At 40.1% G+C, this 25,272-nt stretch carries 21 protein-coding genes; 14 read left to right on the top strand and 7 right to left on the bottom strand.

What is annotated here, in order from left to right:
• Positions 1-35: 35 nt before the first annotated feature.
• The 5 genes from KK487_RS04715 to KK487_RS04695 all read right to left on the bottom strand — a co-directional run bounded on the left by KK487_RS04715 (position 36) and on the right by KK487_RS04695 (position 5,599).
• A complete protein-coding gene (locus tag KK487_RS04715) occupies positions 36-878 on the bottom strand; it encodes a DNA ligase (RefSeq protein WP_058154352.1) in 843 nt (280 codons plus the stop codon).
• A 34-nt stretch (positions 879-912) separates the two neighbouring features.
• On the bottom strand, positions 913-1,569 hold the full coding sequence (locus tag KK487_RS04710) for an HAD family hydrolase (protein ID WP_058154351.1): 657 nt from the start codon (positions 1,567-1,569) through the stop codon (positions 913-915).
• A gap of 104 nt (positions 1,570-1,673) precedes the next feature.
• A complete protein-coding gene (locus KK487_RS04705) occupies positions 1,674-1,973 on the bottom strand; it encodes a hypothetical protein (protein ID WP_013464441.1) in 300 nt (99 codons plus the stop codon).
• A 116-nt stretch (positions 1,974-2,089) separates the two neighbouring features.
• Positions 2,090-4,378 carry a TonB-dependent receptor gene (locus tag KK487_RS04700; RefSeq protein ID WP_024602852.1) on the bottom strand — a complete coding sequence of 763 codons (2,289 nt, stop codon included), beginning with the start codon at positions 4,376-4,378 and terminating at the stop codon, positions 2,090-2,092.
• A 348-nt stretch (positions 4,379-4,726) separates the two neighbouring features.
• Positions 4,727-5,599, bottom strand: coding sequence for a mechanosensitive ion channel family protein (locus KK487_RS04695; RefSeq protein ID WP_016899418.1), 873 nt, complete (start codon positions 5,597-5,599; stop codon positions 4,727-4,729).
• Positions 5,600-5,888: 289 nt separating this feature from the next.
• Here KK487_RS04695 and KK487_RS04690 point away from each other — a divergent pair, with 289 nt between their 5' ends.
• From KK487_RS04690 to KK487_RS04675, 4 genes are all read left to right on the top strand, one after another.
• Positions 5,889-8,024 (top strand): M3 family metallopeptidase, encoded by a 2,136-nt coding sequence (locus tag KK487_RS04690; protein WP_024602853.1) that lies wholly within the window; start codon positions 5,889-5,891, stop codon positions 8,022-8,024.
• Between the two features lie 100 nt (positions 8,025-8,124).
• Entirely contained in the window at positions 8,125-8,979 is an 855-nt protein-coding gene (locus KK487_RS04685) for a carboxylate/amino acid/amine transporter (RefSeq protein WP_042849415.1), read from the top strand.
• 69 nt (positions 8,980-9,048) lie between these two features.
• Complete coding sequence (locus KK487_RS04680; RefSeq protein WP_024602855.1) at positions 9,049-10,374, top strand: glycerophosphodiester phosphodiesterase family protein; 1,326 nt, start codon at positions 9,049-9,051, stop codon at positions 10,372-10,374.
• 71 nt (positions 10,375-10,445) lie between these two features.
• Entirely contained in the window at positions 10,446-11,180 is a 735-nt protein-coding gene (locus KK487_RS04675; RefSeq protein ID WP_024602856.1) for a dienelactone hydrolase family protein, read from the top strand.
• Between the two features lie 6 nt (positions 11,181-11,186).
• On the opposite strand, the gene KK487_RS04670 is transcribed toward KK487_RS04675, so the two are convergent.
• Positions 11,187-12,104, bottom strand: coding sequence for a LysR family transcriptional regulator (locus KK487_RS04670; protein ID WP_024602857.1), 918 nt, complete (start codon positions 12,102-12,104; stop codon positions 11,187-11,189).
• Positions 12,105-12,260: 156 nt separating this feature from the next.
• Here KK487_RS04670 and KK487_RS04665 point away from each other — a divergent pair, with 156 nt between their 5' ends.
• The 6 genes from KK487_RS04665 (at position 12,261) to KK487_RS04640 (ending at position 20,618) form a co-directional block, all read left to right on the top strand.
• Complete coding sequence (locus KK487_RS04665) at positions 12,261-12,944, top strand: type 1 glutamine amidotransferase domain-containing protein (RefSeq protein ID WP_024602858.1); 684 nt, start codon at positions 12,261-12,263, stop codon at positions 12,942-12,944.
• Positions 12,945-13,059: 115 nt separating this feature from the next.
• Complete coding sequence (locus tag KK487_RS04660) at positions 13,060-13,665, top strand: rhomboid family intramembrane serine protease (protein WP_024602859.1); 606 nt, start codon at positions 13,060-13,062, stop codon at positions 13,663-13,665.
• Positions 13,666-13,683: 18 nt separating this feature from the next.
• Positions 13,684-14,526 (top strand): glutathione-dependent disulfide-bond oxidoreductase, encoded by an 843-nt coding sequence (gene yghU, locus KK487_RS04655; protein WP_128583241.1) that lies wholly within the window; start codon positions 13,684-13,686, stop codon positions 14,524-14,526.
• 179 nt (positions 14,527-14,705) lie between these two features.
• Entirely contained in the window at positions 14,706-15,944 is a 1,239-nt protein-coding gene (locus KK487_RS04650) for an ABC transporter substrate-binding protein (protein WP_128583242.1), read from the top strand.
• A gap of 317 nt (positions 15,945-16,261) precedes the next feature.
• Positions 16,262-19,249 carry a PAS domain S-box protein gene (locus KK487_RS04645; protein WP_252190552.1) on the top strand — a complete coding sequence of 996 codons (2,988 nt, stop codon included), beginning with the start codon at positions 16,262-16,264 and terminating at the stop codon, positions 19,247-19,249.
• 67 nt (positions 19,250-19,316) lie between these two features.
• A complete protein-coding gene (locus tag KK487_RS04640; protein WP_013464428.1) occupies positions 19,317-20,618 on the top strand; it encodes an MFS transporter in 1,302 nt (433 codons plus the stop codon).
• An 18-nt stretch (positions 20,619-20,636) separates the two neighbouring features.
• On the opposite strand, the gene KK487_RS04635 is transcribed toward KK487_RS04640, so the two are convergent.
• A complete protein-coding gene (locus tag KK487_RS04635; RefSeq protein WP_013464427.1) occupies positions 20,637-21,245 on the bottom strand; it encodes a flavin reductase family protein in 609 nt (202 codons plus the stop codon).
• 102 nt (positions 21,246-21,347) lie between these two features.
• Here KK487_RS04635 and KK487_RS04630 point away from each other — a divergent pair, with 102 nt between their 5' ends.
• From KK487_RS04630 to KK487_RS04615, 4 genes are all read left to right on the top strand, one after another.
• A complete protein-coding gene (locus KK487_RS04630; protein ID WP_036956824.1) occupies positions 21,348-22,877 on the top strand; it encodes a cryptochrome/deoxyribodipyrimidine photo-lyase family protein in 1,530 nt (509 codons plus the stop codon).
• A gap of 2 nt (positions 22,878-22,879) precedes the next feature.
• On the top strand, positions 22,880-23,014 hold the full coding sequence (locus tag KK487_RS04625; RefSeq protein WP_081875124.1) for a DUF2256 domain-containing protein: 135 nt from the start codon (positions 22,880-22,882) through the stop codon (positions 23,012-23,014).
• A 286-nt stretch (positions 23,015-23,300) separates the two neighbouring features.
• Positions 23,301-24,458: a N(5)-(carboxyethyl)ornithine synthase gene (locus KK487_RS04620; RefSeq protein ID WP_036956823.1), complete on the top strand. Its 1,158-nt coding sequence runs from the start codon at positions 23,301-23,303 to the stop codon at positions 24,456-24,458.
• Between the two features lie 192 nt (positions 24,459-24,650).
• Positions 24,651-25,079: an OsmC family protein gene (locus tag KK487_RS04615; protein WP_013464424.1), complete on the top strand. Its 429-nt coding sequence runs from the start codon at positions 24,651-24,653 to the stop codon at positions 25,077-25,079.
• Positions 25,080-25,272: the final 193 nt, after the last annotated feature.

The raw sequence follows: 25,272 nt of genomic DNA, 5'->3' as shown, positions 1-25,272 counted from the left end.
TGCTAAAAAATATATACTGAATTGGCCTACACTCTTTATTTTTCGGGTCTTTCTCGCAAAAAGCTAGCAAAACGCGGTAAACCATTTTTAGTGTATCCGTGGTATCGATAAGTGATTGTTGAACCAATGGCTGGCGGACGCTTGCGTTCTTCATCACTAAAGCCCGTGCCAATAGAAAAGGTTACGCCTTGCTTGGTTTGCACTCGCAATGCCCCGAGCATACCTGTGTATTTACCTTTACCTGGTAAATATTCAATAACTAGCGCTTCAGCATCCAAATAAGGTTTGAGTTTTAACAATGCACTAGAGCGACCACTCGTATGCTTAGCCTCTGCTAAATGAAGCATAACGCCCTCGCCACCTTGTTTGGTGATCTCATTAAAGTAATCACTTAGTTGCTGATTGTCGCTAAATTGATATTGCTTAACCGCCTTAATATGTGAGCTATTTAACTTAGTAATGAGTGACAGGTAATTTTGATAGCGACGATGAAAAGGCGTGCTTGTATCTGGCATATCAAATACTTGATAAGTCACTGTTTGCCAGAGTAAGTCGTTGGGTATTTTTGTTCTAACAATACCACTGAGAACAGAAAATTGACCCCGCTGGGTCCATAACTCACCGTCTAACCAAACATCAGGCATAGGGGCGGTAAACCACTTAGGAGGATTAATTGGATTACCTTGGCGGGTAACAAATTGTTTCCCCGTCCATATTGCTCTAACGCCGTCAAACTTTTCACTCACCAAATATTGGCGAATATCGTTATGCTTAGTTTCATCATAAACATCAGCGAGTTGCACCTGCGGCAATTGCGCTAATAAACTCGCACTAAAAAGCGTAAAAAAAATAAATAGGTATCTTTGAATAGTAACCATAACTGCATCCTTGCAAATTTAAATATGGCTTAAACTATAGTTGAGATTGAAGCCATTGCCAAAATTCTTCAAGGTTATGCATTTGCTGTGTTGCTTTACTGAAGTCGTGCTGCTCAGTGTGCTTATTAGCAATCGCTACAACGGCTAAGGCTGCATTGTTTGCTGCTGTTACACCAGTGAAGGTATCTTCAACAGCAATCGCATTTTTTGCAGCGACCTTCATATTTTTAAGTGCTAGTAAATAAGGATCACCGGCAGGCTTTGGATTGGTTACATCGTCTTTTGTAACCACCGTATCAAATAAATCATAAAACCCTAATCCTTTTAGTATTGGCTCAGCTTCATGGCGTGCGCTGCCTGTTACTAACGCCATTTTTAAGCCTTGCTCTTTAACCGCGAATAAAATATCTGCAGCATAAGGCATTAAAGGCGGTAAATTGGTTTTAACGTATTTGCTAAACAAACGGTATTTTTCATCCGCTAAATAGCGACTACTCACAGACAAGTTATGGGTTTGTTTTATTTCCTTTGCGGCGTCAATCGTGGGGCGCCCTGAAAAGCGCTGGCAAAAATCATCTTCGTCATAACGTACACCAAAAGGCGCAAGTAATTGGCTCCAGCAGATATAATGCACACTTTCAGAATCAACTAACGTGCCATCCATATCAAATAATACCGCTTCAATAGACATACTTTCTCCTTGTTGTTTAGCTGTTTAGCTGTTTAGCTGTTTAGCTGTTTAGCCTATGCCCTGAATATTAAAAAAGGTGCCTAAGCACCTTTCATTAATGTGTGTTACTCAGTCAAGCCTGCTGGCGGCTCAGCATAAGCGTCTTCACCGGTGTTTACATCAACTAACTCGTAACCACGGGCTTTGCGCATCACTTTAAGTACGGGTTTTTCAAATGCGGTTTTTAAGCGCTCAGCATCATCTTTTAGTTCATCTAACGTGGTACCAAACGGCGCTGCACCCGTTTCTGACCAGTTAGTTACTTTACCATTTAGGTTATATTCCACTTCATGTATTTGATATTGCGCCGCTTCATCTTTGGTTGCTTCACAAAAAATTACACGGTAATTCCAAAATCCAGCCATTACTTTTTCTCTTTAATAAACATATGAGCGCTACTTTAGCAGCTCTACAAAAATAGAAAAAGCCTACACATGGTAGGCTTTTGTCATTAAATACAATTTAACGTTAATTTAATCGATTAGAAAAAGTTAACTTTAAATTCAGCACCAATGTAACGCTCTTCGTTAACCATTGCTGTGTTGTTGTTGAAATCAACACCACCAATTGCTTGTTGCTCGTCAAATAGGTTACGCACGAATGCTGATACTTCATATTCGTAGTCGCCTTGTGCCCATGCATAACCAGCACGTAGGCCTACTTCTGTTAATGGCTTACCTTCAAACTCAACTGATTCATATAAGAAAAAGTCAATTTCACTACGGTAAGACACATCAGCGTAAGTGAAGAATTCACCTTCAGCGAGTTCTTTAGTGTAACGAAGTGTGATGTTAGAGATCCACTCTGGAGCATGCGGTAAGCTGTTTCCATCTAAAATAGCACGGTCTTCAGGACCAAATGCGCCTGGTACTTGGAACGTAGGATCAGTAACAGTACATTGTGCACACACAGCAACGGCTAAATCTTTGTCTTTAAGCTCGGTTTTGTTGTAGCTTAAGTTAAATGTGGCATTTAGCTCATCCGTTAACACCCACTCAGAATCAATTTCGAAACCGTAGCCAGTTGTTTTATCAGCATTTAATAAGCGGTTAAAGTTAGCACCACCACCTACAGCCGTTAGCTGTTGGTCGTCCATGGTGTAATAAAATACCGTTGCGTTAACACGGCCTTGGCCATCTAACACATCAGATTTAATACCTGTTTCAAACGAAGTAACAGTCTCTGAATCAGCAACGGTTACTTCATCACCAAATAAGATACGACCTTGAAGACTCGGTGCACGGAAACTGTTAGCAATACGACCATACCAGTTTACGTCATCGTTGATTTTGTAGTTAGCCGATAAATCCCAGCTTACGTGATCATCGCTTACATTTTTTTCAATGTAAGTAGCAGCACCACCTACAGGGCTAAGCGTACGATTTGCTGAGAACTCTTTCTCATCGTCAGAGTAACGCAGGCCTGCTGTTACTTTTAAATCATCAGTAATGGTGTAGTCAACTGAGCCAAACACAGCCCATGCTTTAGTGTCTTGCTGTTGGCTAACAAAACCATTTAATACGCCATTATTAGCCGTATCATAACTAAAGTTTTCAATTGTCAGTGCTTCATCAAAGTAAAAAACACCCACCTGGTAATTTACATCGCCAGCAAAGTTGCTTGATAAACGTAACTCTTGCGTGTATTGGTCTTGGTCTGGAATACCATCAGCACTTTCTGAAGAAAAAGGAATAAAACCAGGACCCATAGCTACTGGAACATCATTGATAGAGAATCCACCGTAACCACCATCAATGTCAGCACGAGAGTAAATTTCTGCACTTTCCCAACCAGAGATTGACGTTACTGTGTGGTTAGCTAAGTCCCACTCAAGTTTAAGGCTTGCACCTTGTGATTCCACTTGTTGCGTCGCACGCGATGCGGCATCGTGGTAAACCACATCATTTTCAAAACCATCAACTAAGTCATTAGTGCCAGGCTTGATAGTGTTAGCACGAAAGGCAATTGGAGAGCCATCTAAATCACGAACATGGTAATTAAATAATCCAGTGAAATCGTCACCATCATATAAAAATTGAATACGGGCTGCTTGTTCAGTGTAACCACCTAAGGCATCTTTTTGCTCAAAACCTGGTGCACGATTATCAATGTAATCGTCTTTATCTTGCCAAAGTACTGAAACACGTGTTGATAACCGATCTGTTAATGAACCACCAACAGCGCCTTCAAAATCAACTGCGCCACGGCTACCATATGATACAGAGCCATAACCTTCAAATTCTTGACTTGGTTTAACGGTATCAAATTTAACTAGACCAGCAGGCGTATTACGGCCGAACAACGTACCTTGTGGGCCACGAAGCACTTCAACACGGGCTACGTCAAATACAGGGAAACCTTTTAAAATAGCATTTTCTTGTACAATTTCATCAACCACAAGTGACACAGGCTGTGAAGCATTCAAATCGAAATCAGTATTACCTAAACCACGTACATAAAAGCGTGGGAATGAACGGCCAAATGAAGATTCAATAGATAAACTTGGGATTTTCGCATTCATAAAACGAATATCCATACCAGCTGAGCTGTAAGCATCTAAACTGTCGCCTTGCAGGGCTGAAACAGCAACAGGTACTTCTTGAGCGTTTTCTACTCGTTTACGAGCAGTTACTTGAATAACTTCTAGTTGGTTCTTCTTAGCAGTAGTTTCTTGCTCAGCAGCTAGGGCTGAAATTGAAGTACCTGCTACGGCAGAGAACAACGTTGCATTGATAAGGGTTGCTAACGTAGATCTTTTCATTGCTTTCATGTCGGGGTTAACCTTTTTAGTGCACTCTTGTTCAACGGTTGATGTGTTGCGCAATTACATAATTACGGATTCAGTCAATTTTTCGCGACTTGCTCTATGCGGCGCGGACCTTATTACCGAGAGTACAAAAACGGCATAAATAAGGCTGACTGAATGCGCGAGATTATACCATGCTGTAATTAATTTACCGCATACTGAGCGTTAAAAATATAAACTTATTTTTAACACTTAAGCGCACTATCCCGACTTTTAGTGTACTTTTAGCAACTAAACAGCCAAAAAGCGGACGTATGTCCTTACAATGAGCTGTTAAAAAATATAGCTAAATAAAGCGGTACTTTCTAGATACTACTTTTTCACTAAAGAACGCGTCAGTGCAATTTCACCATCAATATGAATATCTCGCTGCGGGAATGCAATCACCACATCGTGTTGTTCAAACACTTCATAAATACTAAAGCGAATATCACTGCGCACTTGTCTTAAGCGAGTTTCAGATTCAGCGCACACCCAAAAAATAGCATTAAAGACCAGCGAGCTGTCGGCAAAGTCATCAAACAATACGGTTGATTGAGGCGTTGCCAATATTGCCTCATGTTCATCTAATACTTGCTGAATTAACTTTTTAACTAGTAATACATCAGAGCCATAAGCTACGCCTACGCTCACAGATGAGCGCGCATTACCGTCAATAAGCGTCCAGTTGGTTACAGTGTTTTCTAATAACTGGCTATTGGGTATTAGCATATGAACACCGTCGTTCCTGCGAATACGAGTAGAGCGAGTATTAATGGTTTCAACCACCCCTTTTGCAGTGCCAACCTCTAAAAAGTCACCAATACGGATTGGCCGCTCCCACATTAATATCCAGCCACTAATAAAGTTATTAATAATATTTTGTGCACCGAACCCTACACCAATGGCAATAGCACCCGATACAAAGGCAAATGCGGTTAGTGGAATGTTGAGCACCTCAAGGGAGGTAAAAAGTAAAATCGCAATACTTAAAATAAAATAAAAACGCGTGAATAAATGTACTGCATCTGGGCTCATTTTTCGTGCAAGTAATGACTTTTTAATTAACTTGCCAATCTGAGTCACCACAACCCACATAGTAAACAAAATTAGCGGCACTTGAATTACTTTTGCCACGGTAATGTGAATGTCGTTGTAGCTAAACAATACGAAGGCGAGAATGTGATTAATTTGTTCTAAGTTCATTGATTTTCCATGTGTAAGGTCGCACACAAACGATTATTTTTATGCGCTAATAATACCCCAAGTTTAGCATGCGGTTAGCTTAAATACGCAGCAACAAATTTAAAGCTAATTGCATAATTGCTGTATTTTTCTACTTTTTTATTTACATACCGAGTTTTTATCACCTAATTTGCGTTTAAATCCCGCTTTAAATCGATAAACTTTGTTGTATATAAGTCAAAATTTGGTAAGTTAACTGGGTTTTCGACTCGAAAAGCCTATTTCGGCTACTATTTTTTATGGAGTTATTATGCGTAAAACACTGATTGCCACTACGATTGCTAGTGCACTTTTATTATCTGCCTGTTCTTCTGAAAGCACCCAAGAAACAAAACAACAAAGCACAGCACAAGTGCAAGATATCAACGCAAGCAATGTATTATTTAAACCAAGCCCATTACAATACATGGCTCCTGAGTTTGATAAGTTTGGTACCACTGAATACGAAGCTGCATTTGATGCAGGTATTGCACAACATAATGCAGAAATTTTGGCAATTGCCAATAATCCAGAACCAGCTACTTTTGAAAATACCTTGGTAGAAATGGAACTTGCTGGTGAGTTATTAAACCGCGCATCAGCTGCATTCTACAACTTATCAGGTCTTATCTCTAACGATGAGTACCAACGCATTGATAAAAAAATGGCGCCTGTGTTCTCGGCTCACTCTGATGACATTTATTTAAATGGTGCATTGTTTAAACGTGTACAAACGGTATACGACAATAAAGATAAGTTAAGCGCTGAAGATCAACGCCTAGTCGATTTTTACTACAAACAGTTTGTAAAAGCCGGTGCAAAATTAAACGATGCTGAAAAAGCAAAAATGCGTGAAATCAACGCAGAGCTTGCAAAACTATCAACTGAGTTTTCTCAAAACGTATTAAAATCGTTTAAAGAAGATGTCATTTTAGTAACAGATAAAAGCAAATTAGCGGGTTTATCTGAAGGTGAAATTGCCGGTCTTGCAGCCGCTGCTAAAAAAGCAGGCAAAGATGGCTACATGATCACCTTAGTTAACACCACGCAACAACCTATTTTAGCAAGCCTTGAAAATCGCGAACTACGTGAGCAAATTTTTAAAGCATCAACCAATCGTGCTGCTAAAACAAATGGCCCTATCATTATTAAAGAAACTAACCTGCGCGCACAAAAAGCAGAACTGTTAGGCTTTAAAGATTGGGCTTCTTATGTAATGACTTCACGCATGGCGCAAACTACTGATAACGTGTACGGCATTTTAGATGACTTAGCGCCAAAAGCCGTTGAAAAAGCGAAAGCAGAAGCACAAGCAATTCAAAAAGTAATTAATGATTCGGGTGAAAACTTTGAACTTAAACCATGGGATTGGTCTTTCTACGCAGAAAAAGTACGCGCTGAGAAATACGACCTAGATCCAGCCTTAGTTAAGCCTTATTTTGAAATGCAGTCGGTTATCCATAACGGCCTGTTCTTCGCTATGGAAAAACTTTACGGTATTACCTTTAAAGAGCGTAAAGACCTGCCGGTTTACCACGACGATGTAATGGCATTTGAAGTATTTAACGCCGATGGCAGCGCCATTGGTTTATTTTACATGGACCCATATGCACGTGAAGGTAAGCGTGGTGGTGCATGGATGAGTGCATACGTAAGCCAAAGCGGCTTAAAAGGCACTAAACCTGTTATTTACAACGCACAAAACATTCCAAAGCCGGCTGAAGGCGAGCCAACGCTCATGACGTTTGACGAAGTATCAACTATGTTCCACGAGTTTGGTCATGCGGCACACGGTTTATTCTCTGACGTTAAATACCCAAGCCTAGCAGGTACTGCAACAGCACGTGACTTTGTTGAATTTCCATCACAAGCACACGAAGATTGGATGATTGAACCAACGGTACTTGCTAACTACGCTAAACATTACAAAACTGGAGAGCCAATTCCTCAAGCACTACTTGATAAAGTACTTGAGTCGCAAAAGTTCAACCAAGGTTTTGGTACCACTGAATATTTAGCAGCAGCACTACTGGATATGGAGTGGCATTCATTTGGTTCTGATAAGAAAATAACTGACGTACAGCAGTTTGAAAGTGACGCATTAAAGGCACATGGTATTGATTACTACCCTGTTCCGCCGCGTTATAAATCAAACTACTTTAGCCATACGTTTGCAGGTGGTTACTCAGCAGGTTACTACGCTTACCTGTGGACTGAAGTATTTGCAGCCGATGCGTTTGCTCACATGGAAAACAACGGTGGCTTAACGCGCGAAAATGGCGATAAGTTCCGTAAAGAGATCCTATCAAAAGGTAATAGCCGTGACTTAATGCAAAGCTACATTGAGTTTAGAGGCCAAAAACCAACCACTGACGCCCTGCTTAAGCGCCGTGGTTTAGTTGATTAATTAATATTTTTAATCAACTGATATAAAAGCCCGCTTGCGGGCTTTTATTGTTTATAGAACAATATATAACAGATAAACTGACACCATTACTTAAGACAAGATGAGTGTTATGGGTTATTTATTTGCAGTTACCCTTCTTTGGGCGTTTTCGTTTAGTTTAATTGGTGTGTATTTAGCAGGCCAAGTTGACGCATGGTTTAGTGTGTTAATTCGTGTTGCTTTAGCAGCGTTAGTATTTTTGCCTTTTTTAAAGAAAATCCCCACCCCCCTTGCATGTAAACTCATGCTGATAGGCGCACTGCAACTGGGGGTTATGTATGGCTTTTATTACCACTCATTTTTGTTTTTAAGTGTGCCTGAGGTGCTGTTATTTACTGTAATGACCCCGCTTTACATTACGCTTTTAAACGATGCGCTAAATAAACAGTTTAATCCGCAGTTTTTTATCGTTGCGTTTATTGCCGTACTAGGTGCTATTACCATTCGTTATGAAAACTTAGACAGTAACTTTTTAGTCGGATTATTACTGGTTCAAGGCGCTAATATTAGTTTTGCCATCGGCCAAGTAACCTACAAACGATTAATGCTTAATAAACAACTCGATGATAAAACCGTATTTGGTTGGTTTTTTATTGGCGCACTAATTGTTGCAAGCGCCTGTTACGCCTTATTTGGTGATCTTAACAAATTACCAAGTACCTCAACTCAATGGGGCATACTGATTTATTTAGGTATTGTGGCCTCTGGTTTAGGCTACTTTATGTGGAATAAAGGCGCGACGCTTGTCAATGTTGGTGCGCTGGCGGTGATGAACAACTTACTTATTCCTGCCGGTATAATTGTTAATGTGCTTATTTGGAATCGAGACGCTGACCTACTTAGATTAAGCATTGGCGGGGGAGTGATGCTGGTTGCCTTAGTGGTAAACCAAATAATGACTAAATCAGCAAATTAATCACTCTGTAGTGAAATTGTCATTAATAATTAGTAAGGTAGCGTCCACTTTTATTTTTAAGGACAAATAATGAAGCGCATACCTTTTCTGACAACTTTTTTATTATTAAGCTCACTTACTGGCTGTGATGACGATGTAAAAATAGTCGAAAAAGAAGTGGTTGTTACCAACACTGAGGTTGAAATTGTTGAAGTACCTACCCCAGTTATTGTAGAAGTAGCACAAGGCACTAATATTCAACTAGGTACTCGCCCAGACTACCTAGTTGACGATATGGCTAGCAGCGCACTAAAAACAAAATTAGAATCGTGCAAGGAAGGTCCTTTTTACCGTACTGATTTTTCAATTGGTCACCGTGGTGCTCCCATGCAATACCCAGAACACACTAAAGAATCTTATATTGCAGCCGCTCGTATGGGAGCAGGTGTTGTCGAATGCGATGTAACCTTTACCAATGATAAAGAGCTAGTATGTCGTCATTCTCAGTGCGACTTGCACACCACCACCAATATTTTAGCCATTCCAACATTGGCTGCTAAATGCAGTGAACCATTTACCCCAGCAAACTCTAACAGTGGCACGCCTGCTTCAGCTAAATGTTGTACCAGTGATATTAGTTTGGCAGAATTTTTAACTCTTGAGGGCAAGATGGATGGCGCAAACACCAGTGCCACCAATGTTAGCGATTACATGAAAGGTACACCCAGTTGGCGCACTGACTTATACGCCACCTCTGGTACACTCATGACCCACAAACAAAGTATTGCACTCTTTAAAGAGCTGGGAGTAAAAATGACCCCAGAGCTTAAATCCCCTCAAGTAAGTATGCCTTTTAACGGTATGACCCAAACGCAATACGCACAAAAAATGCTGGATGAATACACGCAAATGGAAGTACCCGCCTCGCGAGTGTATCCGCAATCATTTAATTTAGCCGACGTAGAATATTGGATTAATACTAATCCTGAATTTGCAGCGCAGAGTGTCTATTTAGATGGGCGCGACAGCAATGTAGGGTTTGATCCAAACAACGCTGCAACATGGCAGCCAAGTATGGCAGAGCTCGTAAACGACGGCGTTAAAATTATTGCGCCACCCATATGGATGCTATTAAGCATAGATAACAACAGTAATATTGTCCCCTCACAGTATGCCATTGACGCTAAAGCCGCGGGGCTTAATATCATTGCATGGAGTCTTGAGCGCTCAGGCCCTCTAAAACAAGGTGGCGGTTATTATTATCAGTCAATTAGTGATGTTATAGATAACGATGGCGATATGTTCACTGTGGTTGATGTGTTAGCGCAAGACGTAGGTGTAATGGGTATCTTTTCCGATTGGCCAGCAACCGTAAGTTACTATGCTAGTTGTAATAACATGCCTGCAAGTATTTAAACTTTAAGACGTGTTTATTTTATCGCGCTCAGTTACCATATATTTTATATATTATTTAATTGAGCGCTTTTATGATCATCCAACACCACCATGCTGACTTGCCTACCCCAACGGGTTTAATGCGCACCACGGTTTATCGCCCACACGCTCACGGGCAATTCCCAGCCATTATTTTTTACTCTGAGATTTTTCAGCAAACCGCACCGATTGCTCGCAGCGCTGCTATTTTAGCAAGCCATGGTTTTGTGGTACTTGTGCCAGAAGTATTTCATGAACTTAACCCTATCGGGACAGTGCTTGCTTATGATGATGCGGGTAAAGATAAAGGCAATAACGATAAATGGGCAAAACCGCTTGAATCTCACGACAGCGATACCCAAGCGTTAATCGACTTTGTACAAACACACGATTATTGTACTGGCTCTGTGGGTGCAATGGGTGTTTGTATTGGTGGGCATTTAGCTTATAGGGCCGCATTAAACCCCGCAATAAAAGCCGCTTTTTGCTTATATGCCACTGATATTCATAGCGATACTCTTCCCGCACATAAAGGGAATAATTCATTTGAACGTATGGCCGATATACAAGGTGAAATCCACTTTATTTGGGGAAAACAAGACCCCCATGTGCCACAACAAGGTCGCGACAAAATTTATCAACAAGCGGTTAGTACGGGTATTAATTACCAATGGCAAGAAGTGAACGCGCAACATGCCTTTATGCGTGATGAAGGCGAGCGGTACGACGCAGCACTTGCTATCACCATGTATCAACAAGCCGTTGCTTTGTTTAACCGAGTGCTTTAAGCGCTATTATTTAAGCATACCTAATGCGGTATGTTGCTTTACAAAATACGCTTTTAAATAATCAATAAACAAACGCAGTTTTTTAGAGCCCGCCGCCCCAGGCGGGAACACCCCATAAAGTTCAATGTCTTTGCTTTTATAATCATCAAGTATAATTTGCAGCAAACCCGCTTGTACTTTTGGCCATGCATCGTAAAGTGGAATACGACCAATACCATGCCCCGCCTCTACAAACGCAGTGCGTGCAGCTGCGTTATTGGTGCTTAAACTACCTTGCATTGTAATATCGACCTTTTTGCCTTCTTTTTGTAAGGTCAGCGTTTTACTGCTTAATTGATAAACCACCCATTGATGCTTTGCCAACTCATCGGGTGTGGTGGGTTTACCAAAATGCGCAAAATAATCGGGCGCACCACAAATACAGGTACTCATAGTGGTGAGCTTAGTGGCTTGTAAGTTCGAATCGCGCAGTGCAACCCCTCTAATTGCAAAATCAAACCCGTGCTTAATAATATCCACAACGTCATCCGTGAGCTGTAAATCTATATCAATTTTAGGGTACTGACGTTTAAAGGTATTTATTGCCGGTACAATTAACTGCATCCCTACATTTACAGGGCAACTTATTTTTAATAGCCCTTGAGGTTCACTTTTTATATTTTCTATTTGCTGATTAGCGGCATTAGCTTGCTCTGTAATAACACGGCAACGCTCATAATAGGCCATTCCGGCTTCGGTTAGCGCCATGGTGCGGGTAGAACGGTTAAGTAGCGTCACTTCGAGCTGTGTTTCTAATTTTTTTAAGTGATAACTCGCTACAGCACGGGTCAGCCCTAATTGTTTTGCCGCTGCAGTTAAGCTGCCCTGCTCTACAATTTGTGCAAATACCACCATGCTTTTTAACTGTTCAAACGAGACTTTCATAGGTGCTCCAATGCGGTTTTAACTTCAACCCTCTTATTGTATCAATTATTGAATCAATTAAGTTAAATTTATCATCGTTGTTTAAAGCTCTCTTAGTGCATATAGTATTTATCAAGCAAGATTAATTAATTTAAATCATCATAAGGAATACCTTACATGGCTAAAAAAATACTAATGGTTCTTACATCACATGCAGAGCTTGGTAACACAGGCGAAAAAACTGGTTTTTGGGTAGAAGAATTTGCAGCCCCTTATTACGCATTTGTTGATGCAGGTATTGAAGTGACATTGGCTTCTCCAAACGGCGGTCAGCCACCGATTGACCCAACTAGTACACTTGCTGATTTTCAAACTGAGGCAACCAAACGTTACGATGCAGACAGTGGTGCACAAACACTGATGGCAAATACCAAAGTTTTAAGCGAAGTAAACTCTTCTGATTATGACGCCGTATTCTACCCTGGTGGTCACGGCCCTTTATGGGATTTAGTCGATAACACCGATTCTGTATCGCTCATTGAAAGCTTTATTAAAGAGCAAAAGCCAGTCGCTGGCGTGTGTCATGCAAGTGCGGTATTTTTAAATGTTAAAGACGCTGATGGCAATGCATTAGTCGCCGGTAAAAAAGTAACGGGCTTTACTAACAGCGAAGAAGCTGCTGTACAACTTACTGACATTGTTCCATTTTTAGTTGAAGACGAACTTATCAAAAAAGGTGGCGATTACCAAAAAACCGACGACTGGGGCGTGCTTGCTCTTGAAGATGGTTTATTGATCACCGGTCAAAACCCAGCAAGCTCAGAACTTGCAGCTAAAAAGCTATTAACTAAACTAGGTTAATAGCAGCCAACAACTCAAATCAGCACAGCATTTTATGCTGTGCTTTTTTAATTGCTTTTCATTACCTTATACAATTCCTATACTGGCAACACTTTCGGTAAATTAGGATCACACTATGGCCACTAAACCAAACACGCTTTCACTTATTACCAGTACCCGCTTTGCTATTTTTAGCATTATTATTATTTGTTTTGTATTGCAGCTTATTAATAGCCTACCTGGCATTAATTTAAACGGTTTAGGTATTTATCCCAGAAGTATTCAAGGGTTGGTTGGTATTCTTTGTGCTCCCTTTTTACACGGTAGCTGGTGGCATTTTGCCAGTAATATGTTGCCATTTGCTGTATTAAGCTGGTTAATTTGCCAGTACAGCGTACAGCGCTTTTATAGTGTATTTATATTCACCGCTTTAGTAGGTGGCTTATTAGTTTGGATGTTTGCCCGCAGTAATATTCATGTGGGTCTAAGCGGTGTCATCTATGGTTTGTGGGGCTTTATTTTATGCTATGGCATTGTAAGACGTTCATTTAAATCGATTTTCATCGCTATTATCGTAGCATTTTTATACAGTGGCTTTATCTGGGGCGTATTACCGCAGCGTTTTCATATCTCGTTTGAGAGCCATTTTTTTGGTGCATTAAGTGGATTGTTTTTAGGTTATAAACTAGCAAAAGCAGATAAATTAAAAAATCAGCAAGCAACAACTAAAACACGCGTTTAATAAAGATAGAGGTTATTTATGAGTGAAAACAACGAATACATCCCGCCTAAAGTATGGACATGGGACAATGAAAGTGGTGGTAAATTTGCTAGTATAAATCGCCCCATTGCAGGCGCTACTCATGACAAAACATTACCGATTGGCGAACATCCATTTCAGCTTTATTCGCTGGCAACACCCAATGGCCAAAAAGTTAGTATTATGTTTGAAGAGCTTTTAGAGCTTGGCTTAACCGATGCCGAATACGATGCGTATTTAATTAATATTGGTGAAGGCGATCAGTTTGGCTCTGACTTTGTTGATATCAACCCGAACTCAAAAATACCCGCGCTGATGGATCATTCAACCACACCGCCAACACGCATATTTGAGTCAGGTGCTATTTTACAATACTTAGGCGAAAAATTTGATGCCTTTATTCCTAACGATCTCAAAGCCAAAACAGAGTGTCGTAACTGGCTATTTTGGCAAATGGGCTCAGCACCTTACTTAGGCGGTGGGTTTGGCCACTTTTACAGTTATGCACCGAGTAAAATGCAATACCCGATTGACCGCTTTACCATGGAAACTAAGCGCCAGCTTGATGTACTAAACCGCCATTTAAGTGACAATGAATACATGGCAGGCAGTGAATATTCAATTGCCGACATTGCTATTTGGCCGTGGTATGGCTCACTGGTTTTAGGTGACCTATACGACGCGGCAGAGTTTTTAGATGTTGCATCTTATACCCATGTGGTTCGTTGGGCTAAACAAGTGGCTGCACGCCCAGGCGTAAAACGAGGTCGTCGCGTTAATCGTACGTGGGGCCCGGAAGAAGAGCAAATGGCAGAGCGCCACACGGCCCAAGACTTTAAATAAAAGTCAAAACAGTTCAATAAGCCAGCTGCTTAGCTGGCTTTTTTATGTCCATTAATAAAAAAACACTGAATCATATTTCAGTTTCATATTTTATAAAAAATTAAATAATTTCCTTTTAAAACAGGAAAACACGCCAAAATGGACTAACTTTAATAAAAATTACTAACATAAAGTTTATTATGCGATCTTTGGTTTGTGTACTCCTCTTAAGTGTACTTTATATTGCAGCATTTCCTTTAAGTGCACGCAGCGAAGATCTGAAAACATTAACGCTCTACCATGACTCAGACTATTCAAACCATTACGAATCGGCCTATGCAATGAAGATGGGGGTGCTGACTGCTTTAGCAGAGATTAATAATAACGTGCAAGATTATCAGCTCACACTGATTGAAAAAGACAACCGAGGTAATGCGAATCGCAGCTTATTGCACATGCAGCAGTTTCTAAAAGACCCCAATGCACTGGTTTTTATTGGTGGATTGCACTCCCCGCCCTATATAAAAAATAGAGAGTTCATCAATAAAAACAAACTATTACTACTACTGCCTTGGGCTGCCGGAGGGTCTATTACCCGATACCCTAGCGATGATAACTGGGTATTTAGGCTCTCGGTAGATGATACAAAAGCCGGTTATAGAATGGCCCAATTTGCAACGCAAACTCTAAATTGCAAAAATCCGCTCTTACTTTTAGAAGACACGCCATGGGGAAAATCAAACAACAACACCATGCTTAAGGCCTTTGGTGATATAAAACCACAAGTAAAATGGTTTAACTGGAACACAAAAATAAATAACGCCAAATTAATGCTACATCAAATAAAAAATACACCTGCAGAGTGTATTTTATTTGTTGGAAATGCCATTGAGGGGGCTGTATTTATAAATGCGATGGCAAGTTTTGCCAAAAATGAACGCCTTCCTATTGTTAGTCATTGGGGAATAACGGGTGGGGGTATTTTTGCCAACGTTGAGCAAGCCATAAAATCAAACTTGAGCTTACATTTTATACAAAGCTGTTTTTCATTTTTAAAAACGCCGCAAACCGCTTTAACTAAAAATGTTATAGCACAAAGCTTATCCCTCAAGCCTACCCCTGTAGCACCCACTGAGTTAATTTCTCCGGCTGGATTTATTCATGCCTACGACTTAACAAAACTATTGTTACAGGGCATATCACAAATAACTTTAACCGATAATACAGGGCACAACAGAGCAAAAATTAAAAATGCGCTTGAGAACTTAACCATGCCAGTTAATGGCTTAATAAAACAATACCAACATCCTTTTGCTGTGTGGTCAGCTAATAATATTGATGCCCACGAAGCACTTGGTTTTGACGATTTATGCATGGCAAATTATCAGCCAGATGGAAAAATACACATTATCGAAAACCCAATAGGCAATATTGAGTAATGCGAGCATTAATAAATAAAAAATTTAAGCTCTCAACAAATAATGCTTTTTATACTTTTTTAGCATTGAGCTTAATATTATCAGTGACTATTTCTTTACTGTTTGTTGGTCATCGTGCAAATACAGCTATCTATGATTTGTAAAGTAAAAGTCTTGAGATTGAATCTAAACTCACCACCAGCTACCTCACACTATTTTTAGAAACAAGAACACAAATTCTTAATGACCTTGCTCGTCAACCTATTTTATCTAACGCCATAATGGGTTCAGACACCTCAAAAGCGCTACTCCAAGATTACCTTTTTCAATATAAAATAATGGGTAGCACCGAAAAAATAACGATTATAAACGTATTAAAAGAGGTGGTTTTTAGTAACGACCCTTCGCTTAACGAGCTGAGTATAATTGAGCAACCATGGATAAATAGCTTACTTGAAGAGCAAACAGAAAAGGCGGTGATATTAAATAAGCCAACCAATACCGACCTATTCACCATTGCGGTGCCTATAAAATATAATAACTTTACTGAGGGCGTGCTTATGGTGCAATTTAATACGCCAATGACCCAGTTACTACCGACCGACTTTGACCGTGAAAGCCATGGACTGACTTTAGCAGGCCCATGGGTTTATTATTCTAATTTAAATCAAGGTGACGAGTATGTCAGTATTAACCAAAACCTCATTGGCAATACAGATATAACATTAAACTACTACATTACTGCCAATTTAATTGCTGCTAAAACTACTCGCTTCATAATCGATATTGCTATATCAATTATTGTAAGTATGGCTTTATCGTCGTTATTCCTGTTTGTATTTGGTCGGCACTTACTACTAAACCCGTTTAAGCTTTTAGAATCCTCAAGAGAAGCGATAAAGCAAAGTGAAGCGCGTTACGAACTGGCGGTTAAGGGCAGTAATGATGGTATTTGGGATTGGGATATTGTTACAAATGAAGTATATTTTTCTCCCCGTATTAGCGTATTGCTTGGCTACGACGAAAACGATAAAAACGCTTTGCCTCACTGTGCTGATGCACTTTATAAGTTACTTCACCCTGATGATATAACCAAGCATAAAAAGCAAATAGCAAATCACTTAATTAGCAACATTCCCTTTAATTACGATTATAGATTAAAGACTAAATCAGGCGCTTATCGTTATTTTACAGTAAAAGGGATGGCACTGCGCAATGAGCATAATAAAGCAATTAGAATGGCAGGCTCTGTAACTGACATTACTGAGCAAAAACGTTCTCAAAAAGCATTAAAACAAGCAAAAGAGCAAAATGATTTATTAGCGCAGGCAATCGAATCGTGTAATGTGGGTATTTCTATAGCCGATGCGAGTGTGCAAGGCTTTCCTTTAGTCTTTTTAAACTCTGAATTTGAAAAAATAACAGGCTATAGTAAAGAGGAAATGCTAGGAATAAATTGCAGCTTACTTCAAGGGCCAAACACCGATAAGAACGCAATAGATATTATTACTAATGCAATAAAAACATTAAAAACTCAACGTATAGAAATACTAAATTATAAAAAAGATGGCACGGAATTTTGGAATAGCCTACAAATCTCGCCTGTTTTTAACGAGCAGCAACAACTCACAGCTTACGTGGGAATTCAGCAAGATATCACTGAGCAAAAAGCAGCGAATCAATTATTAATTGAAGCAAAAGCGGCGGCTGAACAGGCTAACATTGCCAAAAGCGAGTTTTTAGCAGCAATGAGTCATGAAATTCGCACGCCTATGAATGGCGTATTAGGCATGCTTAATTTGATTTTAGATAGCTCATTAAATGAAAAACAACACCATCAGGTAAGCATTGCACTCAATAGTGCAAACTCCTTATTAAATATTATTAACGATATTTTAGACTTTTCAAAAGTGGATGCCGGTAAGCTTGAGCTTGAGGAGTTAGAGTTTAACCTTTGTAACATGCTCGACGATTTTATCGAAACAATAGCAATTCATGCCCACAGTAAAAATATTCCGTTAATGCTAGATATAGAGCACCTTGAATACGCTTTTGTCATTGGTGACGCCGGACGCCTCAAACAAATTTTAACAAACTTAGTAAATAATGCGCTTAAATTTACTCATAAAGGTGAAGTGCAAGTTATTGCTAAACTCACACCGATTAACAATAATCAAATGCGTTTTAACTGCCAAGTAATAGACTCTGGGATTGGTATTTCTGCAGCCCAACAAGCCAAGCTATTTAAATCATTCTCTCAAGTTGACTCTTCAACAACACGAAAATATGGAGGCACGGGCTTGGGCTTAGCGATTGTTAAAAAGTTATGCCACCTAATGGAAGGTGATATACAGGTACAATCTAAAGAAAATAAGGGCAGTAACTTTAGCTTTAATGTTGTTCTAAAACGCAGTAAAAACCCACAAAAAGTATTACCCCCTGTAGATATGTCATCGTTAAATATTTTAATTGTGTGCAGCAATCAAACTCAATCTTCTATCTTACACAAGCAGTTTACTAAATGGGGAGCAACAGCCGTAATCAGCCCATCCGCAAAGCAGGCTGTGCAAATATGTCAGCAATATATCGAAAAACAAAACCTTTGTTTTGATTTAATTATGATTGATATGCAGCTAAGTGACGGCGATGCTTTAACCTTAAGTAAAACCCTTGATAAAGAAGTAGATCTTATGGCTGCGCATGTTGTTTTAATGACCACGGGTGAGCTAAATAAACAGCGCGATTTATATCAAGCGTCTCGGTTTTCAGCCATTGTTACAAAGCCCATAATCACACAAAATCTTTTTAAGATGCTATCGACCTGCTTTAGCGATAAACAGCATAGTAATAGCAGCCTCATTACTGAGGATTTATCTGACACTCAGCCTTTGTCGAGCGATGATATTGTGTGGGACAAAAACATTCGTATTTTACTGGTTGAAGATAACAACATTAATCAAATCGTCGCCTCTACCACGCTTAAAAAAATAGGAATTAATAGCATTGATATTGCAGAAAATGGCCAGCACGCGCTCGAATATTTAAAACAAACAACTTCCCATAACCCGTACTCACTCATTTTAATGGATTGCCAAATGCCAGTGATGGATGGTTACCAAGCCACAACCCATATAAGAGTAAATGAAGCTGGAAGTAAAAATCCCCCAATTACTATTATTGCTATGACAGCAAACGCTATGGTGGGCGATAAAGCTAAGTGCTTACAGGTTGGAATGAACGACTATATTTCTAAGCCCATTGCGCAAGACATATTATTTAAAAAACTTCTAAAGTGGTTGCCATATGAGCTTAAAAACAATGAGTAAAGTAGATATGTTAACCATATCATCTTAATATATATAAATATTTGTACTTATACAGCGGTAAAATAGAGTGAAAAAACTAACAAAAGAGCAAATTTATAAACGCTTAAATAACGAAGAAGATGCTCGCGCGTGTAAGGCCATTGACGATAACGCATGCCAAGAAGTCCCCGGTAATTTTATTACTTTACTGCTAAGCCAACTGTTTAGTAAGTTTGCTGATGCGCTACTCAATCCCAAAATAACGCTGCCGTGGTTAATGCAAAGCTTAAACGTGCCAGCGAGTTTTATTGCTTGGCTAGTACCTATTAGAGAGTCGGGTTCACTGCTGCCACAGTTAGCTATTGCTGGCTTTATCCGCCAATTGCCTATTCGTAAATGGGTGTGGGTTATTGGCGCTATTGTGCAGTCTTTATGTATTTTGGCTATGGTTGGTGTCGCGTTTACACTTGAGGGCAAGCTTGCGGGTTACGCCATTATTGGTTTATTAATTTTATTTAGCTTAGCTAGAGGGTTTAACTCGGTGGCCGCAAAAGATGTGCTTGGAAAAGTTATTCCTAAGCAACAGCGCGGTAATATTAGTGGCTTAGCTGCCAGTATTGCCGGTTTTGCCACCTTAACGTTTGGCTTGCTCATGTGGTTTTTTTCACAACAAAAAGATCAAAACACCGTCATTATAGCCTTAGCACTCGGTGCAATAATGTGGGTGATCGCGGCTTTTTTTTACAGCCAAATAAATGAATATAAAGGGGCAACCGATGGCGGTGAAAATGGCTTGCTGCATGCGTTTTCTAAACTTAAGCTGCTTTATAAAGATAAACAATTTGCCCATTTTGTTGTTACCCGTGCGCTACTTTTATGCTCAGCTCTAAGTGCCCCTTTTTATATAGTTTTAGCCAGTAAACAGTCTTTTGAATTTTCTCTGCTTGCCACTTTTATTGCCGTTTCTGGCTTTGCTAGTTTAGTCTCGGCGCCTATTTGGGGCAGGCTCAGTGATTTATCTAGCCAGCGTGTTTTAGTGCTTAGCGCTATATTAGTCACATTTAATGGCTTAGCCGTATTTGTTATTGCCACTTGGTATAGCGCACTACTGCTAAATTGGTGGGTTATGCCTATATTGTATTTTTTACTCTCAGTTGCACACCAAGGCGTGCGTTTAGGGCGAAAAACTTACCTTGTTGATATGGCTGAGGGCAATAAACGCACCGATTATGTATCGGTAAGTAACACGGTAATTGGGGTGTTATTACTACTTCTGGGTAGTATAGGTTTACTCGAGGCTTTTTTATCAACCGCTGAGCTAATTTTACTTTACAGCACCCTTGGTTTTTTGGGTGCTATAAGTGCATTCTTTTTACCACAAACCGAATAATAGGTTACCAACATTGCTTTATAACTGTGGGCGCTTTAGTGCAAATTTGTCTTTCGTGGTACTAAAATAATCGCCGCCCATTTTACCCACCGCATCTAAACGCGTTGGATCAATATATCCGTTCACTAAAACGGTGTCGTCGAGAAAAATACCCACTACATCTAACAGCATCATTTGCCCACCGCTTGGCTCATCTGAAATAGTAATCACCTCTCGCAACTTACATTCATAGCGCACTTTTGACGCAGCAGCACTTGGCACACTGACTAATTGGCTGGGGGTACGCTGTATATTTGCAGCATCAAACTCACTCACGTCACGTGGATAGTTAGCGCAGCTTTGGTTCATTTGTTCAACAAGCGAATGGCTAACAATATTAACTACGCACTCTTTGGTAGCGAGTAAATTATTTAACGTATCTTTATTTGCATTATCGCGAGGGTTTACCTGCGTTACGCTTAAAACCGGCGGGTTACAACTAGCAACAGTAAAAAACGAATAAGGCGCAATATTAGCAACCCCCTCTTCACTTAACGTGCTTACCCACGCAATCGGTCTTGGGCTTATACCGCCTACTAAGTAGCTATAAACAGAGTGGTTGCTATTATCGGTTAAATCTAAAAACATGGTTTCTCACTTTTAATCTTAAAAAACTAAATCGGAAAATCGCTACGCTGCGTACAAGTTAAATAATTACTTCATAGCATTTTTAAATAATACATTGAATCCATGCGCATAAAAATAAACATAGTCTGGTTTAAACGTGACTTACGCCTAAGCGATCATCAGCCTTTAAAAAATGCGTTTAGTAACGGCCTGCCTACCCTCTTAATTTATAATTTCGAACCTTTACTACTTGACGATGCGCATTACAACGAGCGGCATTGGCGCTTTGTATATCAATCTATTTGCGACTTAAACACTCAGTTGGCTCGCTTTAACAGCCGCGTATATATATTTAATGAAGATATGCAAACCCTACTTGAATCGCTTCACTCGCAGTTTGAAATCACAAACCTCTTTAGCCACCAAGAAATAGGGCTAAACAATACCTTTGAGCGTGACATAGCAATTAAAGCCTGGTGCCAACACCATCACATTAACTGGTTAGAGTCGCCAACCGGGGCTGTGATACGTGGCAAAAGAAATCGCAGTAATTGGAACGAGCGCTGGCAACAAACCATGCAAGCACCTATTGCTATACCTAATTGGAAGCAAATAAAACCACTTACCCTTACTGGTTATCAAACACCTATACTGCCGAGCGCCTACACGCAAGATAATGAACATTTTCAGCACGGGGGCCCTCGACTTGCCCGTGAAGTAATGCAAAGCTTTTTTGCTAAACGCGGTAAGAGTTATCAAAAAGGAATATCCAGCCCAAGCTTAAGCCGTACACATTGCTCTAGGTTATCGCCCTATTTAGCGTGGGGGAATATCAGCCTGAGGCAAGTGTATCAAATGGCGATTGACGCATACCATAGCACTTCTGCTGATAAAAAAGGCTGGAAGCGCCCACTTGCCGCGTTTGTATCGCGCTTGCATTGGCATTGCCATTTTATGCAAAAGTTTGAAAGCGAATGCACCATGGAATTTAAAGCGCTAAATCCGGGTTACCATGCATTTCCGTATCGTGATGACGCCCAGGTTACTAGCGATATTGAACGCTGGGCACAGGGGCAAACTGGTATTCCTATTATTGATGCCTGCATGCGCTGTTTAAAAGCCACCGGTTATATTAATTTTAGAATGCGCGCTATGCTAGTTAGCTTTGTAACGCATCATTTAAACATCAGCTGGCAACAAGCAAGTTTTCCGCTGGCTAATTACTTTTTAGACTTTGAACCGGGAATTCATTACCCACAAATTCAAATGCAAGCCTCTGTCACCGGTATTAATACTATTCGTCATTACAACCCAATAAAGCAATCGGAGGATCAAGACCCAACCGGTGCGTTTATAAAAAAATGGTGCCCTGAACTTGAAAAGCTCCCCATTGAATATTTACATCAACCTTGGGAGCAAACGCCCATGGAAGCGCTATTTAACGACTTTAAACTAGGTGAAGACTACCCTGAGCCGATGCTTGATTTAACCACCGCCTCAAAAGAAGCCCGCGAACGGCTATGGCAATACCGAGAGCGGCCCGATGTAAAACGCGCCATAGGTAAAATTCTTAAAAAACACGTGGCTTCGACTCAAAAAATCACCCGTGTAAAACGCAAAACTCGCAGTAACAGCAATAAAGAGAACACCTAATTATGGCGCACAAAAAACTTAACTTACCGCAAAAAATTTGCCCAGTATGCAATAAGCCGTTTGCGTGGCGTAAAAAGTGGCAACGAGATTGGGATAACGTTATTTATTGCTCAGAGCGGTGCAAACGCAGAAAATAGCCGCTTATAAAAACCAATACACGCATATTCGCTTTAATCTCACTTTATATCTTACATAGCTGTTATAGTGGTTAACGTTTCAACTTGTTATTCAATGCAAGTTAACACTCTACCCTCTGCCTGCTCAACATTCATTACACCTAGCACAGCTAATTAAAAGAACACCCTTTACCAAGCATTATTTTTACAGCCATGGCGTGAGCTTGCCTGTAAAACCCCTCTTTGTTTGTTAGCGATGTAGCATTATTCGTTTATAAACTCAGCATACTTTAATCAAGGATATAGCATGAGTGAATTAACTATTGGCGTAATTGGAACATCACGTAAAACAGATGAAAGACGCTACCCTATTCATCCTGCGCATTTAATGCGTATACCTGAAAAACTCAGAAAAAAAATGATTTTTGAGCAAGGTTATGGCGCGGCATTTAATATGAGCGACGAAGAAATTGCAGCACTGACAGGCGGCATTGCCACCCGCAGTGATATTTTAACCCAATTAGGCACCGTCATTATTGCCAAACCAGTGCTTGCTGATTTACAAGAGCTTAAAGAAGGCGGCACAATTTGGGGCTATGTACATTGCGTACAACAACAAGCAATTACCCAAGCTGCCCTTGATAGAAAGCTCACTCTTATTGCCTTTGAAGACATGTTTGTATGGTCACCACAGGGGAATGTGGGCCGTCATACTTTTTATAAAAACAATGAAATGGCTGGTTATTGTGCGGTGTTACATGCTCTGCAACTAAAAGGCATTGATGGCCATTACGGTAATCAACGTAAAACCATTATTTTTAGTTTTGGCGCTGTTAGCCGAGGTGCTATTTATGCATTAAAAGCTCATGGTTTTAGAGATATTACAATTTGTATACAGCGCCCCGATCATGAAGTGCGTGAAGAAGTACTTGATTGTCATTATGTTAAAGTACGCCCAGGCATTGAAGGCGAAGCTCGTATGATGGTGGTTGAGCACGATGGGTCGCAGCGCCCGCTTACTGAGCTTATTAGCGAAGCTGACATTATTGTTAATGGCACCTACCAAGAAACCGCAAACCCCGTCAATTTTGTGATTGAATCTGAAGCCGATTGCTTAAAACCCAATAGCCTTATAATAGATGTAAGTTGTGATGAAGGAATGGGATTCTTTTTTGCAAAGCCAACAACATTTAAACACCCAATGTTTAGCTATAAAACCACTGATTATTACGCGGTTGATCATACCCCTAGCTACTTATGGGAAAGTGCAACGCGCTCTATTTCTGCCGCGCTCATTGTATACTTGCCAACTGTTTTAGCCGGTCCAGAGCAATGGCAAAAAGACGAAACCATTCGCCGCGCTATCAATATTGAACACGGAATAATTAAAAACAACGCTATTTTAGCGTTTCAAAACCGTGAAAGCGCCCCGCCTTATCACCTGCAAATAGCTGATATAACCTAAATTCGGGATAATAAATAATCCCAAACATAACGTGGATCTTGTTTATTAAATTATTTGGCTTCTATTTTGCAACTATCTATGTAAATAACGCTTTTTAGCTGTTTTACCATGTAGTGTTTACAACGTATTGCAAACACTACACGGTATGACTAATTAACCTAAAAAGCCTACACCCTCAACAAGGAGAACATAATGACGATTAAAAAATCTGCAAGTTCAACATGGTCTGGTGATATTAAAAAAGGGAAAGGTTATATCTCAACGCAAAGTGGCGCATTAGATAACCAGCCGTATGGGTTTAATACCCGCTTTGAAGATAAGCCAGGCTCAAACCCTGAGGAATTAGTGGGTGCAGCACATAGTGCCTGTTTTGGTATGGCTTTATCGCTGGCACTTGGTGAAGCGGGCTTTACCGCTGAGAACATAAACACCGAAGCAGTGGTTAGTTTAGACGAAGTGGATGATGGCTTTGCCGTGACGCACATTGCCCTTGAAGTAAATGCAACCATTGCAGATATTTCAAATGAGCAATTTCAAGCATTGTGCGAACAAACCAAAAAAGGCTGCCCTATCTCAAAATTATTAAATACTGAGATTTCGCTTAACGCCACACTTAAGTAAATACCGAGTGTATTAAGCTAGGCGCAAAGCGCTAAAAGCCCATAAAAAGTAGGGTTATGCGCATGTAAAAAAGCCATAACCTTATTGCTACTTTTTCATTAATCATAGAAATAAAGGCACTGTTTAATCGCGGTGAGTTACAAAAAGGTTAAACAAAAACAGTTAAATAGATTATGTAAAATATCAATACTTT

The organism is Pseudoalteromonas sp. SiA1, from assembly GCF_018732205.1.
GTDB classification, from domain to species: domain Bacteria; phylum Pseudomonadota; class Gammaproteobacteria; order Enterobacterales; family Alteromonadaceae; genus Pseudoalteromonas; species Pseudoalteromonas tetraodonis.
Note: the sequence above shows the minus strand (reverse complement) of the source record. Positions and strands in the feature narration are given on the sequence as shown.